We start from the raw sequence: 22,866 nt of genomic DNA, 5'->3' as shown, positions 1-22,866 counted from the left end.
CCATGAACCTGACAGGAAACTGGAACTACCCCACGAGCGTTCGGTTCGGCGTCGGGCGCATCGCCGAGCTGGCCGACGTCTGTCGCAGCCAGGGTATCGAGCGCCCCTTGCTGGTCACCGACAGCGGCCTGGCCCGCGCGCCGATCACCACGTCGGCACTGGACGCGCTGCGCGCCGCCGGCCTGGGTGTGGCGTTGTTCTGTGACCTCAAGCCCAACCCGGTGGAAGCCAACCTGGCCGGCGGGCTCGACGCCTGGCGTGCCGGCAAACACGACGGTGTGATCGCGTTCGGCGGCGGCAGTGGCCTGGACATGGGCAAGCTGATTGCCTTCATGAGCGGCCAGACCCGCCCGGTCTGGGACTTCGAAGACATCGGCGACTACTGGACCCGCGCCGACGACAGCCGCATCGCCCCGGTCATTGCCGTGCCGACTACGGCGGGGACCGGCTCGGAAGTCGGGCGTGCGGCGGTGATCATCGATGAGCGCACCCACACCAAACGCATCATCTTCCACCCGAAAATGATGCCGCGCGTGGTCATCAGTGACCCGGCCCTCACCGTCGGCATGCCCGCCAAGGTCACCGCCGGCACGGGCATGGACGCGTTGTCGCATTGCCTGGAAGCGTACTGCGCCCCCGGTTTTCATCCCCTGGCCGATGGCATTGCAGTGGAAGGCATGCGCCTGGTGGCCAACGCCCTGGTGAAAGCGGTACACACGCCGTCGGACCTCGAGGCGCGCGCGCAAATGCTCGCGGCGGCGGCCATGGGCGCCACGGCATTCCAGAAAGGCCTGGGCGGGATGCATGCGCTTTCCCATCCGGTGGGTGCGCTGTACGACACCCATCACGGCATGACCAACGCCACCTTCATGCCCTATGTCCTGCAATTCAATCGAACGGCCATCGAGGAGCGCATCACCCGCCTGGCGGCGTACCTGCGCCTGCCCTCCCCGGGGTTCGACAGTTTCCTGGCCTTCGTCCTCAAGCTGCGCAAGGACATCGGCGTGCCCCATACCCTGGTTGAACTGGGCGTGGATGACCGGCAGGCGGACCTGATCGCGGACATGGCGATTGTCGACCCCTCGGCAGGTGGCAACCCGCTGCCCTTGACCCGAGACGGCGTGGCAAAGATTTTCGACGCGGCACTTCACGGCCGTCTGTAGGAGCGAGCCTGCTCGCGATGGACGTCAACGATGACGCGGGGAGCCTGACACCCCGCGTCGTCCTCAAGTCCATCGCGAGCAGGCTCGCTCCTACAGAAAACCAAGGTCGAGCCTACGGCGGCTCAGTTCGGCCTGTCCAACACCTGCAAAGGGGCACACAACAATGAACCCAACAAGCCAGCCGGGCACCGACGCGCATGACGAGGACGTCAAGGTGCTGCACAGCATGGGCTACGCCCAGCAACTCTCACGACGAATGGGTGTTTTCTCCAACTTCGCCATTTCCTTTTCGATCATCTGCATCCTCTCCGGTGGCATCAACTCACTGGCCCAGGGCACCTCGGGCGCGGGCGGCATATCCATCGGGATCGGCTGGCCGATCGGCTGCCTGATCTCCGGGGTGTTCGCCATGGCCATGGCGCAGATTTCCTCGGCCTACCCTACCGCCGGCGGCCTGTACCACTGGGGCTCGATCCTCGGCAACCGCTTCACCGGCTGGCTGACCGCGTGGTTCAATCTGCTGGGGCTGGTCACGGTGCTGGGGGCGATCAACGTCGGTACCTATTACTTCTTTTTCGGTGCCTTCGGACCGGCACTGGGCATGGAGGACACGACCACGGTCAGGGTGATTTTCCTGGCAATCCTCACGGGCCTTCAGGCCTTGTGCAACCACTTGGGTATCGGCCTGACGGCCAGGCTCACCGACTTCTCCGGCTACCTGATCTTCGCCACGGCGCTGGCGCTGACCATCGTCTGCCTGATCTCGGCACCCAGCTATGAATTCGCGCGGCTGTGGACCTTCGGCAACTATTCCGGCGAAGCCGGCGGCAGCGTCTGGCCGCAGGTCTCCAACGGCTGGGTGTTCATGCTCGGCCTGCTGCTGCCGATCTACACCATCACCGGCTATGACGCCTCGGCGCATACCTCCGAGGAAACCCGCAACGCGGCCATGTCGGTGCCCCGCGGCATGGTCATGTCGGTGGTCTGGTCGCTGCTGTTCGGCTGGCTGATGCTCAGCGCGTTCGTGCTGATGCTGCCGAGCATGGACGAGGCGGCCAAGCAAGGCTGGAACGTGTTTTTCTGGGCCATGAACACCCAGGTCAACCCGACATTGAAACTGGTGCTCTACCTGGCGATTTTCATCTCGCAGGTGCTCTGCGGGCTGGCCACCGTCACCTCGGTTTCGCGCATGATCTTCGCCTTCTCCCGGGACGGTGGCCTGCCCTGCTCAAAAGCCCTGGCCTCGGTCTCGCCGACCTTTCGCAGCCCGGTGGCGGCGATCTGGACCGGTGCCACCCTTGCCGTGTTGTTCGACTGGGGCTCGTCGGTGATCTCGGTCGGGACAACGCCGGTCTACACGATCGTGGTGTCCTGCACGGTGATCTTCCTGTTCTTCTCCTTCGCCATCCCCATCGTGCTTGGCCTGTTTACCTACGGGACGTCGAAGTGGCCGACCATGGGGCCATGGAACATGGGGCGATTCTGGTACTCGGTGTTCGCCATCCTCTCGATCCTGTCGATGATCATCATATTCGTCATCGGCATCCAGCCACCGAACGATTGGGCGCTGTACATCACCATCGGTTTCCTGGTGCTGACCGCCATCGTCTGGTTCGGTTTTGAAGCCCGACGCTTCCAGGGGCCACCGGTGGGCGACATGATCGTCAAGCGCCAGGCTGAAATTGCTGCGGCGGAGGCGGCGTTGAACAAGAAATAGAGAGCGCAACGAATAATCTGTGGCGAGGGAGCTTGCTCCCGTTGGGCTGCGTAGCGGCCCCAAAAATGTTGGCAACAATGCCGATTTTTGTGAGTGCTCCGCACTCAAGCGGGAGCAAGCTCCCTCGCCACAGGTACGGTGTTGTTTATCAAGTGAAAAACACTATCCTGTGCCTCCCCCGATTTCATCCCGGAGACACCTGTGCCCGCCCTCACCGCCCGCGAGGTTTACCAGCCGTTGCGCGATGCCGCCCAGGGTATTCGCACCTTCAAGCGTATCGATGAACACTGCACGTCGAACCTTGTACAGGTCGACATCGACGGCTGGCGCCTGTTGCTCGACGTCGACGCCGGCCACTTGCGCCACTGCCTGCACGGTCAATGCCCCGATGGCCGCGAGTATGCGTTCGACAACGGGCAGCGCTTCGGCACCGACCCGGTGAGTTTGCTCAGCACCTGGGAACTGGCGCAGATTGAGCGGTTGCTGGCCTGAATCATTCGCAACCTGTCGTTCCCTGGCCGCACTTGTGATACACAAGCCGGAGTGATTTTTGCGTCCAAGGAGTTTTTGTCCATGCCCCGTTCCCCACGCCTTTCGCACTGGCTGGCCTGCACCCTGCTCGGAATGTTCGCCGGCGGTGCCCAGGCCGGCACGACGCCCCCGGCACCCGATGCCCTGCAACCCTTGCTGGCGACCATGAACGAGCGCTTGAACATCAGTGAGCTGGTGGCGCTGACCAAGTGGGACAGCGGCAAACCGGTCCAGGACAATGCCCGGGAAGCGCAAGTCATCGCCAACGCGCGCCAGCAGGCGGACCAGCGCAAGCTCGACCCCGACGATGTCGCCGACCTGATCGCGGCCCAGATCGAAGCCAGCAAACTGGTGCAATACGGCCGGCTCGCACAATGGCAAGCGGCGCACAAGGCACCGGACACGCCACGGCCGGACCTCAACAACGACATCCGACCCAGACTCGACAAGCTGCAGAACCTGCTGCTCAATCAGTACGCCGCGTTCCTGCCCTACCGCAACGACCCGAACTGCCCGCAATGGCTGGCCACCGAACGCTCGGCGCTGATCAAGGATTACCTGCATGGGCAGGCAATGATTCGTGCGACCGGGGAGCTGTGTATTGCGGGGCGATAACGTCATATGAGCCGGGTTGAAACCCTCGCCAAAATTTTGCTCGGCCCATTGCTGCTGATGCAGGGCCTGTACACGCGACGGGTGACGCCCAGACTGCCGGAGGCCGAAGGTGAACGCCAGGGCGAGGCCGGCAGCGGCGACGTTCTGCGCTTGTTGATTGTCGGCGACAGTGCCGCGGCGGGTGTGGGGGCGGCGACTCAAGGTGAGGCGCTCAGCGGTCGGTTGGTGGAGCGCCTGGCCGATGATTATCGGGTGTCGTGGAAACTCTGGGCGCGCACCGGTCTGGATTCGCAAGGGTTGCTGGAGCTGCTCGAACAGCACGCCCCCGAGCCGTTCGATGTGGTGCTGTTGTCGATTGGCGTCAACGATGTCACCAGTTCGCTCCCCCTGGATCAGTGGCTCGCTCGGCAACAGCGATTGATGGCGCTGTTGTGCGACAGGTTCGCGGTGAGGCAGGTTGTGGTGTCGCCGCTTCCGCCGATGCATTTGTTCCCCGCCCTGCCACAGCCGCTGCGCTGGTTTCTGGGGTTCAGGGCAAGTCGTTTCAACGCACGGCTTGCGGATTTGGCCGCCGGCGTGGATCAATGCACGATGCTGACCACCCCGCTGGCGCCCGAACCGGGCTTGATGGCCAGCGACGGTTTTCATCCGGGGCCGATGCTTTATCGTCAATGGGCCGACGATGCCGCCATGGTTATCGATCAACGCTTTCGCACCACAACAATAAAAACAGGAGTTGAAGATGTCTGAGCTGAACCTGAACCCCAACGTCGCCGCGTCCTTGAAGCAGTGGCACGCGATGCTCGGCAACCGCGACTTGAGCGCCTTGCCCGAATTGCTCGATCCGCAGGCGGTGTTCCGCTCGCCGATGGCGCACACGCCGTATCCGGGGGCGCCGGTGGTGTCGATGATCCTCAACACGGTCATGAACGTGTTCGAGGATTTTGCCTATCACCGCGAGCTGGCGACGGCGGATGGCTTGAACGTGATTCTCGAATTCAGTGCGAGGGTCGGCGAGAAAGAGCTCAAGGGCATCGACATGATCCGCTTCAACGAACAGGGCAGGATTGTCGAGTTTGAGGTGATGGTGCGACCGCTGAGTGGCTTGCAGGCGTTGGGTGAGGAAATGGGGCGGCGCCTCGGGGCTTATCTGAAGGCCAGCAGGGCCTGATTTACCTGATTCACCCAAAACTCCTGTGGGAGCGAGCTTGCTCGCGATTACGGTGGGTCAGTGAACAAGATGTTGACTGACACTCCCTCATCGCGAGCAAGCTCGCTCCCACAGGTTTTGTGTAAGCCTGAAATCATCACACCATCGGCTGATGACTGGTCACGCAGTGTATGCCGCCCCCGCCCGCGGAGATCGCGTCGATGTCGAGCTGCACCACTTCACGCTCCGGGTAAAGTTCGGACAGCAGGTCGAAGGCCTTGGCGTCCGCTTCTTCGTCGCCGAACTGCGGCGCAATGATCGCGCCGTTGATCACGAAGTAGTTGATGTAGCCGGCGGCGAAGTCCTGGTTGTCCTTGCTGAACTGGCTGTTGCGCGGGTTGAGCGGTGGCGAAACGGTATGCACCTGCAATTTGCGGCCATCGGCATCCGTGGCGTTTTCCAGGATCTGCAGATGGGCGCGAGTGACCTTGTAGTCGTAGGACTCGGGGTCGTTGTCGAGGTTGGCGATCACCACCCCGGGCTTGACGAAGCGCGCATAGAAGTCGACGTGGGCGTCGGTGATGTCCTTGCCCTTGATGCCCGGCAGCCAGATGATTTTGCGCAGGCCCAGGCGTTCCTTCAGTTCCGCTTCGACCTCGGCCTTGCTCCAGTCGGGGTTGCGATTGCGGTTGATCCAGCTGCTTTCGGTCATGATCCCGGTGCCGTGGCCATCCACTTCGATGCCACCGCCCTCGCCCACCAGTTCGCTGCGCTGGTACTCGGCCTTGGCGTTTTGTGCGACCTGGGCGGCCAATTGCGCATCGTCCTCATGCTGCTGTTTGTTGCCCCAACCGTTGAAGTTGAAGTCCACGGCGCCGAGGTTGCCGTTGTCATCGACGACAAAGTTGGCGCCGATGTCGCGCATCCAGATATCGTCCAGTTCGGTGATCACGAAGGTGGTGTTGCGGCTGCCGCATTTGGCTTCGGCCAGGCGCCGCTCGCTCTGGCGACAGAACACCGTGACCGGCTCGTATTCGGCGATGCTGCGGGCGATCCGGCCAAGGGCGTCTTGCACGTGGGGCGTGAAATCCTCCCAGATCGCAGCCTGTGCGCCGAAGGCGATGAAGGCCCGCTGGTGTTTTTCACCTTCATCGGGCATGTACCCCTTGCCTTTGCCGGCCGCGCGCACCGGCAGAGCGGCAAAGCCCAATCCCATGGAGGCTACTGCGCCCAGCCCGGCGATGACCGATACCTGCTTGATGAATGTTCGACGTGTCGGCATGTGTTTTCCTGAAATCCGGGGTTTGGCCGGCCCGCGGGCCGGCCGGTGATCAATTGACCGTAGCAGTCTTGAACTTGGTCCAGGTGCGCATGCGTGCCCGCATGTCGGCCTGGGGAATGTCCTTGCCGGGAATCAACCGCGCGTAGGTGGCTTCATCGAGGTAGATGTCCGGGTTGTTGCGCATCGCGGCATCGACGTCCGGCCTTGCCTTGGCGTTGGAGGTCGGATAGCCGGTGAAGTTGCTGATGGCCGCCATGTTTTGCGGGCGCATCACGAAGTTGATGAACGCGTAGGCGTATTCCGGGTGCGGGGCGTCGACGGGAATGGCCATGGTGTCCATCCACACCGTGGTGCCTTCGCGGGGAATGCGGTAGTGGAAGGTGGTTTTCTTGCCGGCGCTGTCGGCCGTGCGCTGCGCCTGGGTCATGTCGCCGCTGTAGCCCAGGGACATGCACAGGTTGCCGTTGACCAGATCGGTCACCGGTTGCGACTGGAATTTGCGCACGTACGGCCGCATCTTCATCAACAACTCACTGGCCGCCGCCAGGTCCGCCGGTTTGCCGCTGCGTGGGTCGCGGCCGAGGTAGTTGAGCACCACCGCCAGCACTTCGTCCGGCGAGTCGATCATCGAGATGCCGCAGTCGGCAAACTTCGCCGCCAGCTCCGGCTTGAACAGCATGTCCAGGCTGTTGACCGGTGCGTCCGGCGCACGCTGGGCGACCTGTTCGGCGTTGTAGGTCAGGCCGATGGTGCCCCAGGTGTAGGGAACCGTGGCGTTGCTCGAATGCTCATAGTGCGAACGCAGCTTCTGCAACCCCGGTTCGACGTCGTTCAAGGCGGCGATTCTGGACTGATCCAGGGGTTGCAGGCTGCCGGCGCGCACCAGGCGTTCGGCCACGGTGTCACCGGGGAAGATCAGGTCGTAACCACTGCCGCCGGCGAGCATCTTGGCTTCCAGGGTTTCACTGCCGTCCATGACGTCGTAGATCACCTTGATCCCGGTTTCGGCGGTGAACCTGCTCAGGGTGTCCTCGGCAAAATAGTCGGCCCAGTTGTACAGCCGCAGGGTTTTCTCCTCGGCGTGCAACGCAGGCATCGCACAGGTCAGCGCCAGCCCCATGGCCAGGCAGAGCTTGTTGATCGTGTTCATGTCACACCCCTTGGGTTGCCCAGCGTGAGTGGATCTGGCGACCGTCCTGGGTCAGCAAGGCGCCGTACATGTCCGGACGGCGGTCGCGGTAGATGCCCCAGGTCAGGCGATCTTCGCGTATGGCCGCCAGGTCCAGGGTGTGGACCAGCACGCCGGTGCTGTCGCGGTCGGCTTCGGCGAGCAACTTGCCCTTGTGATTGCAGATGAACGACGAGCCGTAGAAGCTCATTTGCAGGGTCGGGTCGGTGGTCGCCGCTTCCCGGCCGACACGGTTGGCCGCCACCACCGGCAGCAGGTTGGCGGCGGCGTGACCGCGCATGGTCATCTGCCAGTGATCGCGGGAATCCAGGGTGGCGCAGCCAGGCTCCGAGCCGATGGCCGTGGGGAACAGCAGCACTTCGGCGCCCATCAAGGCCAGGCAGCGCGCGGTCTCGGGGAACCACTGGTCCCAGCAGATGCCCAGGCCGATGCGCCCGAACGCGGTGTCCCAGACCCGGAACCCGCTGTCGCCGGGGCTGAAGTATTCCTTCTCCTGATAGCCGATGGCGTTGGGGATGTGGGTCTTGCGATACACGCCCAACAGGCGCCCGTCGGCGTCGGCCACGCTCAACGAATTGAAGTAGGCATTGCCGGCCTTCTCGTACCAGCTCAGCGGCAGCACCACGCCCAACTCTTTGGCCAATGCGGCAAAGCGCTTGAGCACGTGGCTGTCGCGATATTCCTCGGCCAGCGCCAGGTGTTTGTGGTGTTGCTCGATGCAGAAGTACGGCGTGGCGAACAGCTCCTGCAACAGGATGACCTGCGCGCCCTTGGCCGCGGCCTCGCGGACCAGTTGCTCGGCCTGGTCGAGGTTATTTTTCAGGTCCCAGGTGCAGGGCATTTGCGTGGTGGCGATGGTCAACAGTGTCATGGCATCACCCCCGCACCGGCCAGGCCGGCTGTTGCTGGGTGATGCAATGCACACCGCCGCCGCCATGGGCCAGATGGTTGATCCGCACCGGCACCACTTCACGACCGGGGAACGCCTGCGCCAGCACTTCGGCAGCGACCTTGTCGGCATCGATGCCGTAGGCCGGCATGATGATCGCGCCGTTGGCGATGTAGAAATTGGTGTAAGAGGCGCAGAACACTTCGGCCTCGGTGTCCACCGCGTCGGTGGCTTCATGGAGTTCGATCAGCTCGAATTTGCGGCCTTGGGCATCGGTGGCCAGTTCAAGGGCACGACGATTCTCCCGGGCGACTTCGGCGTACACCGATTGTTGGTCGTGGGTGGCGTCCACCAGCAACACGCCAGGGCGGGCGAAGGCGCACACGCCATCGACGTGGCCGTCGGTCATGTCACCGGTCACGTAGTCCGGATCGCCCGGCAGCCAGATGGTTTTCTTCACGCCCAGCAGGCGGGTGAAGATCTCTTCGATCTCGGCCTTGGTCACGCCCGGGTTGCGGTTGGGGTTGAGCAATACCGACTCGGTGGTGATCAGCGTGCCCTCGCCGTCCACATGGATGGCGCCCCCCTCGTTGCTCAGCGCGGTGCCGAAACACTCCAGGCCCAGATGGTTGAGCGCGCGGCGGGCCAGGCTTTCGTCCAGATCGTGGGCCGATTTGCCGCCCCAGGAATTGAAGCGCCAGCTCACACCGGCCAGGCCTTGCTGCGGGTGGCAGACGAAGCTCGGGCCGGAGTCGCGGCACCAGCTGTCGTTGACCGCCAGTTCGATCAACTCGATGTTCGGCCCGCACAAGGCTTTGGCGCTGGCGACCGCTGAAGGATCGACCACCAGTTTCACCGGTTCGAATCGGGCGATGGCGTTGGCCACCCGGGCGAAGTCCTCTTGAACCTGGCACAGCGTCACCCGCCAGCCTGACTCCCACAGGGTCTTGTTGTGCGGCCAGACCATCCAGGTGGCGGCGTGGGTGACCCATTCGGCCGGCATCGTCCAACCGCTGTTTTGAATAACGTTCTGCTGCATGACAAGTACCTCTGAGTTAAGTCATTGTGTTCAATGAAAACGCCCTTGGCGGTCTTGGCATGCATGCTACGGCTGGTAAAACGGGCAAACAAACGATGTATTTTGCAGGAAACTGATTAGAGGAACTTATCGATATGCTCAAACACTGGCCACCCCTGAGCACCCTGCGCGGCTTCGAAGCCGCCGCCCGGCTGGGCAGTTTTCACAAAGCCGCCGAAGAGTTGCACCTCACCCAGTCGGCGATCAGCCAGCAGATCCGCAGCCTTGAGGCGTACCTGGAGCAACCGCTGTTCTATCGCAGTGGGCGCAGCGTCAGCCTGACCGATGCCGGTCACGATCTGCTGAGCACCACCCAGGCGTTGTTGCAGCAACTGGCCGTGGGCATTCGCCGGCTGGGGCAATACCAGAAACCCAATCAACTGGTGCTCAACACCACCCCGGCGTTTGCCCGGCACTGGTTGTTGCCACGCCTGGGGGATTTCCGTCGACAGCATCCGCAGGTCGATCTGTGGATCTTCAGCACCGATGAAGTGCCGGACATGGCCAGCCAGACCATCGACCTGGCGGTGCGCGATGACATCAGTTCCCAGGCCGAGTGCAGTTTCAAGGTGCTGCACGCCGACCGCCTCTACCCGGCCTGTCACCCGAGCCTGTTGGCCGTGCCGGTGCAACAGCGCACCACCCTGCATGGCGAGCGGGAAATGGACTGGAGCCACTGGGCGGTGGAATCGGGCATCGATGTGGGGCAGATGGATCAGGGGCTGAACTTTTCCGATCCGGGGCTGCTGCTGGACGCCGCCTGCACCGGGCTCGGCATTGCGCTGGTGAGCCAGTTGCTGAGCCGGCAGGCGCGGGCCACCGGGCTGTTGCAGCCGATGGTGGAACAAACCATCCGCGGCCCGAACTGGGCGCTGCTGACCCATCGTGACAGCGAAAACACGGCGATGGCGCGCAGCTTCACGCAATGGCTGGTGGAGAACCTGGGCGAGTGATTACTGCGCCGGAAACGTTTGCAGATAGGCCAACAGGTCTTCGATTTTTTCCGGGTCACTGAGGCCCCAGAAAATCATGCGCGTGCCGGGCACCACTTTCTTCGGCGCCTCGAGGTAGGCGATCAGGGTTTCGCGATCCCAGACCAGGTTGGCGGATTTCATCGCGTCGGAATACACGTAGTCGGTGGTGACGGCCGAGTGGCGACCGATCACGCCATTGAGTTGCGGGCCGAAGAAGGCGCGAGCCGATTCGCCGATCTGATGGCAGCCGCTGCAGAGGCGTTTGAACACTTTCTCCCCGGCCTGGACATCGCCCGCAGCCAGGGTGGGAGTGCTGAACAGGCCAGCGATGAGCGCCAGTGTGAAAGTCAGGGCGGCGATTTTCTTCATGTTGCGTTTCCAGTCTGCGAAGGCTCGCTATTGGAACATGACAGCTGAGCATATCCAAAATGGTCAGGTGGGCACCGCCCCCTGTGGGAGCGAGCTTGCTCGCGATGAGGGAGTGTCAGTCGACATCAAAGGTGCCTGACAGATCGCTATCGCGAGCAAGCTCGCTCCCACAGGGGGGCTGTGTACTGAGTTACTTTTTGATTCGGGAGGTATTAAGTTCAATCGCCGCCTGAATCAACGCCGTCAGCGCCTTTTCATCAATCTGCTCGCCCTCGCGAACATCGATGGCTCGGCGGGTATTGCCTTCAAGGCTTGCATTGAACAGCTTCGACGGATCGTCCAGCGATGCGCCCTTGGCGAAGGTCAGCTTCACCACTTGCTTGTAGGTCTCGCCGGTGCAGAGGATGCCTGCACGGGACCACACTGGCACGCGCCACTTCCACTCTTCGATCACTTCGGGGTCGGCCTGCCGTATGATCTTGCGCAGGCGGGCCAGGGTTTCGCCGCGCCAGTCGGCCAGATCCCGGATTCGCTCGTCGATCAGTGCCGAGGCTTCGTTTGATTCAACCTTGTCCGTTTTCATCACCGTCCGCACCCTCATCATGATGGTTGTGACCGATGAGGGTAGACGCTGTTGGCGGGTTTTCACGGTGACGAACCAAAACCCGGCGCTGAAGGCCAGGAAGACGGCCGGGACGGTACGGCGATCCGACAGGCTCCCTCGCCACAATTGTTCATTTGTCATCGAATTGTCATGAAGTGGGCGCCATACTCAGCTCATCCAATGCGTGCTTTAACTTTCTGCTGCCTCTCCCGGCGGCTTTTTTTTGCCTGAAATGGCGCTTACAGGCATTCCTGCGCTGCACGCTCGAAACTGGACGGCACGAAGGTCGACGCCAGCAGCTTGCGCTCGTACAGGAACACCTTGCCGCCGTTCGAGGCCTTGTAGGTTTCAAGCACGTTGTCCGCCGCCACTTTGCTCGATACGACAATCCGGTAGCTGCGCTGGGTCTGCGACACCGTGGGCGCCAGTGCATCGTGCTGCAACTTCGGCACCACGCAATGGGTGTATTCCTCGGGCGACTTGCTGGTCTGCAAGGTCAGCGTCGGATTGTTCGGCGTGGCGCAACCGGCCAGCAACAGCGAGGCGAAGGCCAGGGTCGGGGCAAAAAAAGTGCGCATGAGTCAGGTCCTGAAAAGCAATCTACGGTGAATGGGCTTGCCCGCCGTTCAACGGACGTCGGGCTGATTAATTTGTTGTTGCGGTCAATCCGGCGGTTACCAGCGCCTTCAACGACGCATCGAACTGTTTCAACGCGGTCAGTTGCAGGTCGCGTTGCTGTTCGATTTGCGCGGCAATCTCGGGCGCGGTCTTGTCATGTACCCACACCGACGGCAGCTGTTTTTCCACCGTGCCTTCGGCCTTGCCGATGTATTGCAGGCCGGCGTCGTAGAACCGCGCGGCGAAACGCGCCTCGACCCGGTCGTTACGCTGGGTCAGCAACTGGTTGTGGGTATCGAGCATCACCACGACATCGGGATGGGCCTGCACCAGGGCATCGAGGCTGTCGTAGACCGTCACGGACAGAAAGGTCTTGTGCAACGAACCCATCAGCCAGTCGATGGCCAGTTGCGGATCGGAGCTGTCGACGAAGGCCTGGCGAATTCGCGCATCCAGTGCGTGCTTCGCGCCATTGACGGCCACCGAGTGGTATTGCTCAAGGTATTGCAGGTTTTCCACAGTACGTTCGCTGTAGAGCACCCCGACCGTCTGCCCGTATTGCAAGCCGCCCTGGCTTCCGGTGATGGGCGGCAGGTGGCAGGCGCGTGCGTCCTCGGCAAAGGCCGATGCGGTAGACGCAACACTGCCCAGCAACAGGGCGATCACAGCCAGTCGGGTCAAGATTTTCATCGCGCAGGTTCCTTGAGCAGCGTGTTCAATGCCGGCAATTTTCCGCCTTTGCGCCAAAAACAGAACTTGCGATTCTTGATGGTGACTATTGACTGAACCAATAGTGCGGCGGCGCCAGCACAGGCCTCTGGCGCAAACTTGCCGGTGAATGTCGAACAAGCGGCTGTGCCGGGCGCCCACTGTTCATTACAGTGGCGACTGCCCCCAAAACCTGATCAAGGAGTGAAACAATGGTGACCTGCTACCTGAAATACGTGCTCGACCCCTACCAGCTCGACGCCTTCGAGCACTACGGCAAGTTGTGGATTCCCCTGGTGGAGAAGTTCGGCGGCCAGCACCACGGCTACTTTTTGCCTTCGGAGGGCGCCAACAATATCGCCCTGGCGCTGTTCACCTTTCCCAGCCTGGCAGCCTACGAACATTACCGGCAGCAATCGATGAACGATCCGGCGTGCATTGCGGCGTTCAAATACGCCGAAGACCGGAAATTCATCCTCAGCTACGAGCGTTCATTCATGCGGCCGGTGTTTGCCTGAAAGGCTCGCTGATTCAGTCTTTTTTCAGATCCAGGCAGTAGGTGTAGTAACCGGGGTCGCGCACCCAGCCCAGGGATTCATACAGGCGCTGGGCGGTGAAATTGTCGGTGGCGGTTTCCAGGGTCATGCCTTTGCCACCGGCCAGCCTTGCAAAATCCCGGGCGGTGTTCATCAGCAAGGTGCCGACGCCTTTGCCCCGTGCAGCGGGCGTGGTGAACAGATCACCGAGCAGCCAGGTGCGATGGGCATCGATCGAGGAAAAGGTCGGGAACAGCTGGACGAAGCCGAGGTTTTCTCCGTCGGTGTCCCGGGCAAGAAAAATCACCGATTCATCCCGGGCGATGCGCTCGGCGATGAAGGCGCGTGACTGCGCCAGGTTCGACGGCTGCTCGTAGAACATCCGGTAGGCGTCAAACAGAGGGGCGATCTGGTCGATATGCGATGCGTCGGCGCGCAGGGCCTGAATAGCCATGAGGGTGCTCCATTGCGGTCTCAAGGATTTACAGACTAGCAATGGAGATGCACAAGGCAAGATCAAAAGATCGCAGCCTGCGGCAGCTCCTACATTGGAATGTGTTTCCCTGTAGGAGCTGCCGCAGGCTGCGATCTTTGCTTTTGGATCAGACCCGCACGTTACGCCCTGGCAACGACGTCCGCTGGCTGCTCTCCCAACCCTCCACCAACCCCACCGGCACATCCGACGCCGGCAGCATCTGCACGCCACGCACCAGGTCGGACGCCCGCTCAGCCAGCATGATGGTCGGTGCATTGAGGTTGCCGTTCGGCTCGGTCGGGAACACCGACGAATCGATCACCCGCAGACCGGCGATACCACGCACGCGCAGCTCGGAGTCGACCACCGCCATGTCGTCCTCGCCCATGCGGCACGAACCGCAGGGATGGTAGGTGCTTTCCAGGTTGTCGCGCACGAAGGCATCGAGGTCTTCATCGCTGGTCACCTGCGCGCCTGGGGCGATTTCGCCGTCGCGGAAGCGGTCCATGGCTTTCTGGCCGATGATCTCGCGGGTCAGGCGAATGCAGCGGCGGAAGCCTTCGCGGTCCTCTTCCCGCTCCAGATAGTTGAAGCGAATCTCCGGATGCTCGTACGGGTCGGCTGAGCGCACGCGCACGTAACCACGGCTTTTCGGTTTGTTGGGACCGGTGAGCACCATGAAGCCATGGCCCTTGATCGGCTTGTTGCCGTCGTAGCGCATCGCTGCCGGCAGAAAGTGGAACTGGATGTCCGGCCAGCGCAGGCCTTTCTCGGAGCGAATGAAGCCACCGGCCTCGAAGTGGTTGGTGGCGCCCAGGCCGTCCTTGAACAGCAGCCAGCGCAGACCGATCATCAGCTTGCTCAGCGGGTCCATCTTGCTGTTGAGGGTCACCGGTTCCTTGCAGCCGAACTGGATGTACACCTCGGCGTGATCCTGCAGGTTCTCCCCTACTCCCGGCAGGTCATGGCGCACGCCGATCCCGGCCTTGCGCAGGACGTCCGCCGGGCCGATGCCGGAGCGTTGCAGCAGGTGCGGCGAGCCAATCGGGCCGGACGAGATCAGCACTTCGCGGTTGCAAAGCACCTGGTGGGTCTGGCCGCCGTGGTCATACATGACCCCCACCGCACGCTTGCCTTCGAGGATGACCTGGCGGGTCATCGCATGGGTGATCACCGTCAGGTTCGGACGGCCCATGGCCGGACGCAGGTAGGCATTGGCCGTGGAGCAGCGCACACCGTTTTTCACGGTCATGTGCATGGCGCCGAAACCCTCCTGCATGTAGCCGTTGCAGTCTTCGGTCTTGATGTAGCCCGCCTCCGCGCCGGCTTCGACCCAGGCGCCATACAGCGGATTTTTCATGTGGTTGCCGTTGGTGGTGTGCAAGGGGCCGGTCTGCCCGCGATAGCTGTCGCCGCCCGACTCATAGCTCTCGGCACGCTTGAAGTACGGCAGGCAGTTGCGATAGCCCCAGCCTTCGGCACCCAGGGATTCCCACTCGTCGAAATCCAGCGCATGGCCGCGGATATACACCAGGCCGTTGATCGACGACGAACCGCCCAGCACCTTGCCCCGCGGGCAGTGAATGCGCCGGCCGTTGAGGAAAGTCTCCGGCTCGGTCTCGTAGCGCCAGTTGTATTTCTTGGTGTTCATCGGGATCGAGAAGGCACTGGGCATCTGGATCACTACGCTCTTGTCGCTGCCGCCGAATTCCAGGACCAGCACCGAGGTGTCCGGGTCTTCGCTCAGGCGGTTGGCCAACACACAACCTGCCGAGCCTGCGCCAATGATGATGTAGTCGTATTTTTGCGTGCTCATGGTCATCTCCCGACCGTCGATTCAGTGAATACCGGCAGTGGCTGCTGCTTGTGGGTCAGCGTGTCGCCGGTGGTGTATTGCGGGGAGGTTTTTTCGATCTGCTGGATCACCGATTCTTCCCGCTTGAGGTCGATTGAGCGGCTCAGCCAGTAGTAGGCCAGGCCCGACACGATCAGCCCGACCAGCCAGGCGATGTCGATGCTGCCCAGTGCCTTGGCGAGCGGGCCGACATACACCTCACGCTGTTCAACGCCGTCGAAGATGTAGAAGAACGGAATCATCGAGATAAAACCGATGGCATAGGCGGCGATGCCGCGCAGTCCCCAGCTGCCATAGATGTTGCCGTGGGGCATGAAGAAGTGCGGGATGGCGTAGCGGCCCTTGCGCACGAAGAAGTAATCGGTGAGGTTGACCGAGGTCCAGGGCACCAGGAAGTACAGCATCACCACCAGGTAGATCCCCAGCACCGACAGGCCTTTGCCCGAACTCTGGATGCTCAGGGCCACGCCCAGTTGCAGCAGGATCACGAAGCCGATGGCCAGGATGCGTGCCTTGCGGGTGGGTTCGATGTGCTTGATCGAGTCGACGCAGGTCAGCGTAGTCAGCTTGGCGCTGTAGATGTTCATCGCGATCACCGGCAGGAACGCCAGGATGGTGACGACCACCACCGCCGTGCCCATCAGTGGCGACACGGTGTTGCCGACTTGCCCCAGGGCCACCAGCACGTCAGTGGTATGCAGGTGATCGGCCAGCCAGCCACCCACGGAAATCATCCACGCGCCGGACAGCGAAGCCCCGAGGAACACCACGGCGATCAGCTTGCCGCTGGAGGTGTTTTTCGGCAGGTAGCGCGAGTAGTCCGACACATAGGGCGCATAGGCGATGTTGTAGCTGGCGGCCGCCGCAAACTGCGCAATGAAACCGGTCCAGTTGAAGCCCAGCGGCTCCCGGGCCACTTCGCCTTCCGCGAGTGCCGGCAGCACCGCATCCGGCACCCAACCCATCAGCACCGCCATGGTCACCAGGCCATACAGCGGCAACGACAGGAACAGCGCCCATTTGAAGCTGCGGTGCATCCAGTCATGGCCGAGGATTGCCAGCACCGCCGCCGGGATGGTCACCGCCACCGCGATCACCGCCGGGCTGAAACCGAACAGCGTGTGCAACCCCTGCATCATCAACACCAGATTGACGATGTTGAAGCCGGCGAACACGAACAGCGTCGCCAGCAGCACCAGGATTACCCCGCGATAACCGAACTGCGCGCGGGACTGGATCATCTGCGGCAGGCCCAGGTGTGGGCCTTGCGAACCGTGAAACGCCATGAACAGCGTGCCGAACATGATGCCCAGCGTGCCGGCGAGCGTGGTCCAGAGCGCGGTCAGGCCGACGCTCGGGCCGACGAAGCCGATGGTCATGGTGAAGAAAGTGAAGTTGCCGAGGAACCAGAACGGGCCCTGGCTCGACAGTTTGTCGGTGCGCTCGTTCTCGGGGATGAAGTCGATCGAATGGCTTTCGACGACGGGTTTGTCATCGAGGCTGGACACGCTCGGGGCTGACTTGGCGTTAGTGTTCATGATGGTCTCTTATTGTTGGAAGATCATGACGAGATAGGTGTACACCCTTGTAGGAGCTGCCGCAGGCTGCGATCTTTTGATCTTGATCTTCAGCCGTCCGACAGGACAGCAAAGATCAAAAGATCGCAGCCTGCGGCAGCTCCTACAGGGATTGAGTCAGCCTTGACTCAGGGGAGCGTGATCCAGACTGCCTTGGTTTCGAGCAGGTAATCGAGCTGCTCGGCGCCCAGGTCCTTGCCGAACCCGGACTGCTTGTAGCCACCGAACGGCATCGACGGATCGAGGGTGCCGTGGGCGTTGACGTAGACCGAGCCGGCCTTGAGGCGCGGAATCAGGCTGTGCACTTTGCCAAGGTCGTTGGAATACAGTGCGGCAGCCAGGCCGTAAGGCGAGTCGTTGGCCAGGGCCAGGGCCTCTTCTTCATCGTCGAAGGGTGCGGTGACCAGCACCGGCCCGAAGATCTCTTCCTGGACAATGCGCATGTCGTTGCGGCAATGGGCGAAGATGGTCGGCTCGACGAAGAAGCCAGGGCCATCGACCGCTTGTCCGCCGTAGACCAGTTTCGCGCCTTCGGCCTTGCCGGTCTCGATGTACTCGGTCACGCGCTGCTTTTGCAGGGCCGAAACCAGTGGGCCGATGAAGCAGTCCGGGTCCAGGCCCGGGGCCATTTTCAGGGTGCGCGTGTAGGCGATCAGCTCACCCAGGAATTGGTCGTAGACGCTGCTATGAATATAGGCCCGTGTACCGGCGTCGCATACCTGCCCGGAGTTGAAAAACACGCCGTTGGCGACCGCTTGGGCGGCGGCCGGGATGTCGGCGTCGGCGCAGACGATGACCGGTGATTTGCCACCGAGTTCGAGGGTCAGGCGCTTCATGTCATCCAGCGCTGCGCGGCCGACAGTCTGGCCGACCGGGGTCGAACCGGTGAAGGTCAGTTTGTCGATGCCGGGGTGGGTGGCCATGGCCGCACCGACCACACTGCCGCGCCCGGTGACGATGTTGATCACGCCGTCGGGGATGCCCGCTTCCTGCACCAGTTCAGCGAAACGCAGGGCCGACAACGAGGTCAGTTCGGCGGGTTTGACTACCACTGTGCAACCGGTCGCCAGCGCCGCGCCCAGCTTCCAGGCCATGGTCTGCAAGGGGAAGTTCCACGGCACGATGGCACCGACCACGCCGACCGCTTCCTTGCGGGTATAGGCCAGGTAGTTGCCCGGCAGCGAAGGTTCGACGGTGCGGCCGTGCAGCTTGGTGGCCCAGCCGGCGAAGTAACGCAGGGTATCGACAGTGCCCTGGATGTCCACGTCCTTGGCGAAGGCCACGGATTTGCCCATGTCGATGGATTCGATTTCCGCCAGTTCGGCAGCGTTCTGTTCGATCAGGTCGGCCAGGCGCTGCATCATGCGCTCGCGCTCGGCCGGTTTGGCCTGGCGCCAGGCGCCGCCGTCGAACTGCGCGCGGGCGGCTTGCACGGCGCGGTCCAGGTCAGCGGTGGTGCCCATGGGAATGCGGGTGATCAGGCCTTCGGTCGAAGGTTCGATGACATCGGAGGTCTGGCCGTCGCTGGCTTCGACCCAGGCGCCGCCGATGAACATTTTCTGGACCTTGCTGAGGAAGGTCTGGGTGGCTTCGCTGACGCCGAATTTCTGCAGGTAACTCTTGACGATCGTGTCCATTTTTATTCTCTCTGCCCGGCAGTCAGGTCCTGCCGGGGCTCTGGTTTTTGAGCTCTGGTTTCTGAGCTTTGGTCTCGATGATCAGGCTGGAGTGGTTTCGCTCTCGGCGGCTGCACGCACCTTGCCGCGCTCGTGGAAGATGAAACCGATGCTGTTGAGCAGCAGTTGCGCGGCGAGGATCGAAGTCATGCCGGTCGGGTCGTACACCGGCGCCACTTCCACCAGGTCCATGCCGACGATGTTGCCCTTGCTGCGCTTGGCCAGGGCCTGGATGATTTCCAGCACTTCGTAGTAGAGGAAGCCGCCGTGGCTCGGGGTGCCGGTGCCGGGGGCGATGGACGGGTCGAAACCGTCGATGTCGATGGTGATGTAGTAGTTGATGTTCTGCGGGATCAGCGCCAGCACACCCTCGACACCGAGGCGGCGAACGTCACGTACCGAGAGGATTTTCGAGCCGGCTTCATGGGCCGCTTCGTAGTCGTCACGGTTGGACGAGGACACGTTGCGGATGCCCATCTGGGTCATGCCGACGATGTGGTTCATTTCCGAAGCGCGGCGCAGCGGGTTGCCGTGGCCGTAGCGCACACCGTGGCGCTCGTCGACGAAATCCAGGTGCGCATCGAAATGGATGATGTGGATCGGGCCACGGCCTTCGAAGGCCTTGATCACCGGCGCGTGCACCGAGTGATCGCCGCCGAGCACCACCGGCATCACGCCGGCATCGAGGATCTTGCGCACGGCGTATTCGGTGTTCTTGTTGCTGGTGGCCATGTCGGTGTGGACGATGTCGGCATCACCGACGTCGACCATGCGCACATCCGATGCGGTGAGGTACATCACGTCATCTTCGTGATCGTAGGCACCGGCGTGGCCGAAGGAAAACAGCGTCGATGCTTCACGAATCCCGCGGGGTCCGAAGCGTGCGCCGGAGCGCCACTGGGTGCCCATGTCGTTGGGCACGCCGAGCACCGCGACGTCGGCATCCAGCGCGTCCCAATCGGTGCACACCGGGGATTTGCCAAAGGTGCAATGACCTACGAATGGCAGGTTCAGGCGACCGGATTCATAACCGTTGTTCGACATTTCTAGCCTCTCCACTTCTTGTTATCGGCCTGGCGGACTGCAAGGCGACCGCCGTTGGAAAGACTATGGGCGCAGGTTTTCGTGGAAAAAATGCTAAACATCAGATACTCATATCGGCATTCCCGATGCGTCCACAGGCGGAGGTCCAAGATGATCCAGCTGCACGATGTCGACCTGAAGCTGCTCAGGGTGTTTGCCACGATTGTCCGCTGCGGCGGCTTCTCGGCCGCGCAGGCGGCGCTGAATGCCGGGCAGTCGACCATCAGCGAGCAGATGACCCACCTGGAAACCCGCCTGGGGGTCAAACTCTGCCAGCGCGGGCGCAGCGGCTTTCGCCTGACCGAACAGGGCGTGGCGATTCATGAAGCCACCCAGCGCCTGCTGTCGGCGGTGGAAAACTTCTGCATGGACGCCGACGTGCTCAAGCAGCACATCAGCGGCAAGCTCAACCTGGGGATCATCGACACCACGATCACCGACCCCGACTCGCCGATCCCGCGCACCACCCAGCGCTTCGTCTCACGGGGCCATGACGTGCACTTGAACGTGTATGTCGGCACCCCGGCGGAACTCGAAGAGCGGGTACTCGACGGTCGACTCCATCTCGCCATCGGGCACTTCCCGATCCATGTGCCGGGGCTGCTGCAATCGCCGCTGTACCAGGAAGCCCTGGGCTTGTATTGCGGGCGGCGCCACCCGCTGTTTGGCAGCCAGGCTGAAGGTGAGGAACTGCTCGAAGAAGTCGCTGCCGGGCGCATCGTCGTGCGTGGCTACATGCAGCAATACGACCTCGAACACCTGGGCGTGAGCAAGGCGGCCGCCACCGTCGACAACATCGAGGCTTCGGCCATCCTGATCATCTCCGGCGCCTATGTAGGCTTCCTGCCCGAGCACTTCGCCAGCCAGTGGGTCAAGAGCGGCGAGATGCATCAACTGGCAGCCGCGAGCCTGCGCCTGAAGTCACCCTTCGATGTGATCACCCGGCGCGGCACGGCACCGCCGCCGATCCTCCAGGCGTTCCTCGAGGACCTGGCCGCCAGCGCCCGTAAAACCGCCAAGCCGTGACATGCCACTCGCCAAATTGAAATTTTGCCGGGCATACTGATTTTAGTTCGCCAACCTTGCAGGCCCGTCATGCGCATCCACGTCACCTTCATCGACCGCGTCGGCATCACCCAGGAAGTGCTGGCGCTGCTCGGTGGACGCAGTTTCAACCTGGACGCCGTGGAGATGGTCCCGCCGAACGTCTACATCGATGCGCCGACCCTCGGCGCCGAGGTGCTCGAAGAGCTGCGCGAAGCCCTTTTCGATGTGCGCGGCGTGCAGGCCGTGACCATGGTCGACATTCTTCCGGGGCAACGCCGGCGCCTGCAACTGGACGCCTTGCTGGCCGCCAGCTCCGACCCGGTGCTGGCGGTGGATGACCGTGGTCATGTGCTGCTGGCCAACCCGGCGCTGATCGCCCTGTGCGGCCGCGAACCGGCCGGTGAGTCGCTGACCGCCCTGTTCGACGATGCCGATTTGCAGCGCACCCTGATCGCCCATCATTTCCGCCTGCCGATGCACGAGGTCAGTCTCGGTGGCCAGACCTTGCTCCTCGACGCGATGCCGATCACCGACGCCGGCGCCCTGCTCACCCTCTATCAACCCAATCGCATCGGCGAACGCCTGTCGGCGTTGCATCACGACCATGCCGAAGGCTTCGATGCACTGCTCGGCGAATCGCCGCCGATCCGCGCGCTCAAGGCCCGCGCGCAACGGGTCGCAGCATTGGATGCGCCACTGTTGATCCAGGGTGAAACCGGCACCGGCAAGGAGCTGGTGGCCCGTGCCTGCCATGCCATCAGCCCGCGTCACGACGCGCCATTCCTGGCCCTGAACTGCGCGGCACTACCGGAGAGCCTCGCTGAAAGCGAGCTGTTCGGCTACGCCCCCGGCGCCTTCACCGGCGCGCAACGGGGCGGCAAGCTCGGCCTGCTGGAACTGGCGGATCAGGGCACGGTATTCCTCGACGAAGTCGGGGAAATGTCGCCTTACCTGCAAGCCAAGTTGCTGCGCTTTCTCAGCGATGGCTGCTTCCGTCGGGTGGGTGGCGACAAGGAAGTACGGGTCAACGTGCGGGTGCTCAGCGCCACCCACCGCGACCTGGAAAAAATGGTCGCCGAAGGACGTTTCCGCGAGGACCTGTTCTACCGCCTCAACGTGCTCAACCTGCAAGTGCCGCCGCTGCGCGAGCGCGGTCACGACATCCTGCTGATGGCCAATCACTTCATGCAACAGGCCTGCGCGCAGATCCAGCGGCCGGCCTGTCGCCTGGCACCGAGCACCTTCGGCGCCCTGCTCGGCAACCGCTGGCCGGGCAATGTGCGGCAACTGCAAAACGTGATCTTTCGCGCGGCGGCGATTTGCGAAAATCCGCTGGTGGACATCGACGACCTCGACATCGCCCGCACCGCCGTCGAGCGGCAAAACGACGGTGAAGTCGGCAGCCTGGAAGAGGCCGTTGGCGACTTTGAAAAGAACCTGCTGGAACAGCTTTATCGCAGTTATCCGTCCAGTCGATTGCTCGCTGCGCGGTTGCAGACGTCCCATAGCGCCATCGCGATTCGCCTGCGCAAATACGGAATTCCCGCCAAGCCCTGAAGCCGCTGCACGGCTCTCTGTAGGAGCTGCCGAAGGCTGCGATCTTTTGATCTTGATCCGTTCAAGATCGCTGAAAATCAAGATCAAAAGATCGCAGCCTTCGGCAGCTCCTACGGGATGTGCGACGTCCATGTCTGCGAATCGATACAGCGTAGCGAAATCAAGACAACCCT

23 protein-coding genes are annotated in these 22,866 nt (G+C 62.4%); 10 read left to right on the top strand and 13 right to left on the bottom strand.

What is annotated here, in order from left to right; all coding sequences use genetic code 11:
* The first annotated feature begins 2 nt into the window (after positions 1–2).
* The 6 genes from C9422_RS16805 (at position 3) to C9422_RS16775 (ending at position 5,197) form a co-directional block, all read left to right on the top strand.
* On the top strand, positions 3–1,163 hold the full coding sequence (locus tag C9422_RS16805; RefSeq protein ID WP_116581406.1) for an iron-containing alcohol dehydrogenase: 1,161 nt from the start codon (positions 3–5) through the stop codon (positions 1,161–1,163).
* A gap of 163 nt (positions 1,164–1,326) precedes the next feature.
* Positions 1,327–2,880 (top strand): amino acid permease, encoded by a 1,554-nt coding sequence (locus C9422_RS16800; protein WP_116581405.1) that lies wholly within the window; start codon positions 1,327–1,329, stop codon positions 2,878–2,880.
* Positions 2,881–3,081: 201 nt separating this feature from the next.
* Positions 3,082–3,372 (top strand): hypothetical protein, encoded by a 291-nt coding sequence (locus C9422_RS16790; protein ID WP_116581403.1) that lies wholly within the window; start codon positions 3,082–3,084, stop codon positions 3,370–3,372.
* A gap of 81 nt (positions 3,373–3,453) precedes the next feature.
* Positions 3,454–4,026: a chorismate mutase gene (locus tag C9422_RS16785; RefSeq protein WP_116581402.1), complete on the top strand. Its 573-nt coding sequence runs from the start codon at positions 3,454–3,456 to the stop codon at positions 4,024–4,026.
* 6 nt (positions 4,027–4,032) lie between these two features.
* A complete protein-coding gene (locus C9422_RS16780; protein ID WP_116581401.1) occupies positions 4,033–4,776 on the top strand; it encodes an SGNH/GDSL hydrolase family protein in 744 nt (247 codons plus the stop codon).
* Complete coding sequence (locus tag C9422_RS16775) at positions 4,769–5,197, top strand: nuclear transport factor 2 family protein (RefSeq protein ID WP_116581400.1); 429 nt, start codon at positions 4,769–4,771, stop codon at positions 5,195–5,197. Before C9422_RS16780 ends, C9422_RS16775 begins: the two co-directional genes overlap by 8 nt.
* Before the next feature lie 136 nt (positions 5,198–5,333).
* On the opposite strand, the gene C9422_RS16770 is transcribed toward C9422_RS16775, so the two are convergent.
* Genes C9422_RS16770 through C9422_RS16755 form a run of 4 tightly spaced genes read right to left on the bottom strand, consistent with a single transcriptional unit; the run spans position 5,334 to position 9,575 of the window.
* Complete coding sequence (locus tag C9422_RS16770) at positions 5,334–6,458, bottom strand: agmatine/peptidylarginine deiminase (protein ID WP_116581399.1); 1,125 nt, start codon at positions 6,456–6,458, stop codon at positions 5,334–5,336.
* A gap of 49 nt (positions 6,459–6,507) precedes the next feature.
* Positions 6,508–7,608 carry an extracellular solute-binding protein gene (locus tag C9422_RS16765; protein WP_116581398.1) on the bottom strand — a complete coding sequence of 367 codons (1,101 nt, stop codon included), beginning with the start codon at positions 7,606–7,608 and terminating at the stop codon, positions 6,508–6,510.
* A gap of 1 nt (position 7,609) precedes the next feature.
* Positions 7,610–8,518: an N-carbamoylputrescine amidase gene (gene aguB, locus C9422_RS16760; RefSeq protein ID WP_116581397.1), complete on the bottom strand. Its 909-nt coding sequence runs from the start codon at positions 8,516–8,518 to the stop codon at positions 7,610–7,612.
* 4 nt (positions 8,519–8,522) lie between these two features.
* Positions 8,523–9,575 carry an agmatine/peptidylarginine deiminase gene (locus C9422_RS16755; protein WP_116581396.1) on the bottom strand — a complete coding sequence of 351 codons (1,053 nt, stop codon included), beginning with the start codon at positions 9,573–9,575 and terminating at the stop codon, positions 8,523–8,525.
* A gap of 134 nt (positions 9,576–9,709) precedes the next feature.
* Here C9422_RS16755 and C9422_RS16750 point away from each other — a divergent pair, with 134 nt between their 5' ends.
* On the top strand, positions 9,710–10,567 hold the full coding sequence (locus C9422_RS16750; RefSeq protein ID WP_116581395.1) for a LysR substrate-binding domain-containing protein: 858 nt from the start codon (positions 9,710–9,712) through the stop codon (positions 10,565–10,567).
* Here C9422_RS16750 and C9422_RS16745 read toward each other — a convergent pair whose 3' ends face one another.
* The 4 genes from C9422_RS16745 to C9422_RS16730 all read right to left on the bottom strand — a co-directional run bounded on the left by C9422_RS16745 (position 10,568) and on the right by C9422_RS16730 (position 12,869).
* Positions 10,568–10,957, bottom strand: a complete 390-nt coding sequence (locus C9422_RS16745) for a c-type cytochrome (protein WP_116581394.1) — start codon at positions 10,955–10,957, stop codon at positions 10,568–10,570.
* A 190-nt stretch (positions 10,958–11,147) separates the two neighbouring features.
* Entirely contained in the window at positions 11,148–11,540 is a 393-nt protein-coding gene (locus C9422_RS16740) for a DUF1801 domain-containing protein (protein WP_116581442.1), read from the bottom strand.
* Between the two features lie 260 nt (positions 11,541–11,800).
* Positions 11,801–12,139 (bottom strand): hypothetical protein, encoded by a 339-nt coding sequence (locus tag C9422_RS16735; protein WP_104447739.1) that lies wholly within the window; start codon positions 12,137–12,139, stop codon positions 11,801–11,803.
* A gap of 67 nt (positions 12,140–12,206) precedes the next feature.
* Positions 12,207–12,869 (bottom strand): ATPase, encoded by a 663-nt coding sequence (locus tag C9422_RS16730; protein WP_116581393.1) that lies wholly within the window; start codon positions 12,867–12,869, stop codon positions 12,207–12,209.
* Between the two features lie 230 nt (positions 12,870–13,099).
* Here C9422_RS16730 and C9422_RS16725 point away from each other — a divergent pair, with 230 nt between their 5' ends.
* Complete coding sequence (locus C9422_RS16725; protein WP_007980671.1) at positions 13,100–13,405, top strand: NIPSNAP family protein; 306 nt, start codon at positions 13,100–13,102, stop codon at positions 13,403–13,405.
* 13 nt (positions 13,406–13,418) lie between these two features.
* Here C9422_RS16725 and C9422_RS16720 read toward each other — a convergent pair whose 3' ends face one another.
* The 5 genes from C9422_RS16720 to speB all read right to left on the bottom strand — a co-directional run bounded on the left by C9422_RS16720 (position 13,419) and on the right by speB (position 20,050).
* The gene (locus C9422_RS16720; protein WP_104447741.1) at positions 13,419–13,877 is read right to left on the bottom strand and encodes a GNAT family N-acetyltransferase; all 459 of its coding nucleotides are present in this window, start codon (positions 13,875–13,877) and stop codon (positions 13,419–13,421) included.
* Between the two features lie 148 nt (positions 13,878–14,025).
* Positions 14,026–15,714: a choline dehydrogenase gene (betA, locus tag C9422_RS16715; protein ID WP_116581392.1), complete on the bottom strand. Its 1,689-nt coding sequence runs from the start codon at positions 15,712–15,714 to the stop codon at positions 14,026–14,028.
* A gap of 2 nt (positions 15,715–15,716) precedes the next feature.
* Complete coding sequence (locus C9422_RS16710; protein ID WP_116581391.1) at positions 15,717–17,291, bottom strand: cytosine permease; 1,575 nt, start codon at positions 17,289–17,291, stop codon at positions 15,717–15,719.
* A gap of 167 nt (positions 17,292–17,458) precedes the next feature.
* Positions 17,459–18,967, bottom strand: a complete 1,509-nt coding sequence (locus tag C9422_RS16705) for an aldehyde dehydrogenase (protein WP_116581390.1) — start codon at positions 18,965–18,967, stop codon at positions 17,459–17,461.
* An 81-nt stretch (positions 18,968–19,048) separates the two neighbouring features.
* A complete protein-coding gene (gene speB, locus C9422_RS16700; RefSeq protein ID WP_008049320.1) occupies positions 19,049–20,050 on the bottom strand; it encodes an agmatinase in 1,002 nt (333 codons plus the stop codon).
* A 150-nt stretch (positions 20,051–20,200) separates the two neighbouring features.
* On the opposite strand from speB, the gene C9422_RS16695 reads away from it, so the two are divergent.
* A complete protein-coding gene (locus C9422_RS16695) occupies positions 20,201–21,115 on the top strand; it encodes a LysR family transcriptional regulator (RefSeq protein ID WP_102699166.1) in 915 nt (304 codons plus the stop codon).
* A gap of 69 nt (positions 21,116–21,184) precedes the next feature.
* Positions 21,185–22,693, top strand: coding sequence for a sigma-54-dependent transcriptional regulator (locus tag C9422_RS16690; RefSeq protein WP_116581389.1), 1,509 nt, complete (start codon positions 21,185–21,187; stop codon positions 22,691–22,693).
* Positions 22,694–22,866: the final 173 nt, after the last annotated feature.

Origin of the sequence: Pseudomonas sp. B1(2018) (genome assembly GCF_003097365.1) — a bacterium.
Lineage (GTDB): Bacteria > Pseudomonadota > Gammaproteobacteria > Pseudomonadales > Pseudomonadaceae > Aquipseudomonas > Aquipseudomonas laurylsulfatiphila.
This window is presented reverse-complemented; position numbering and strand designations above follow the sequence as displayed.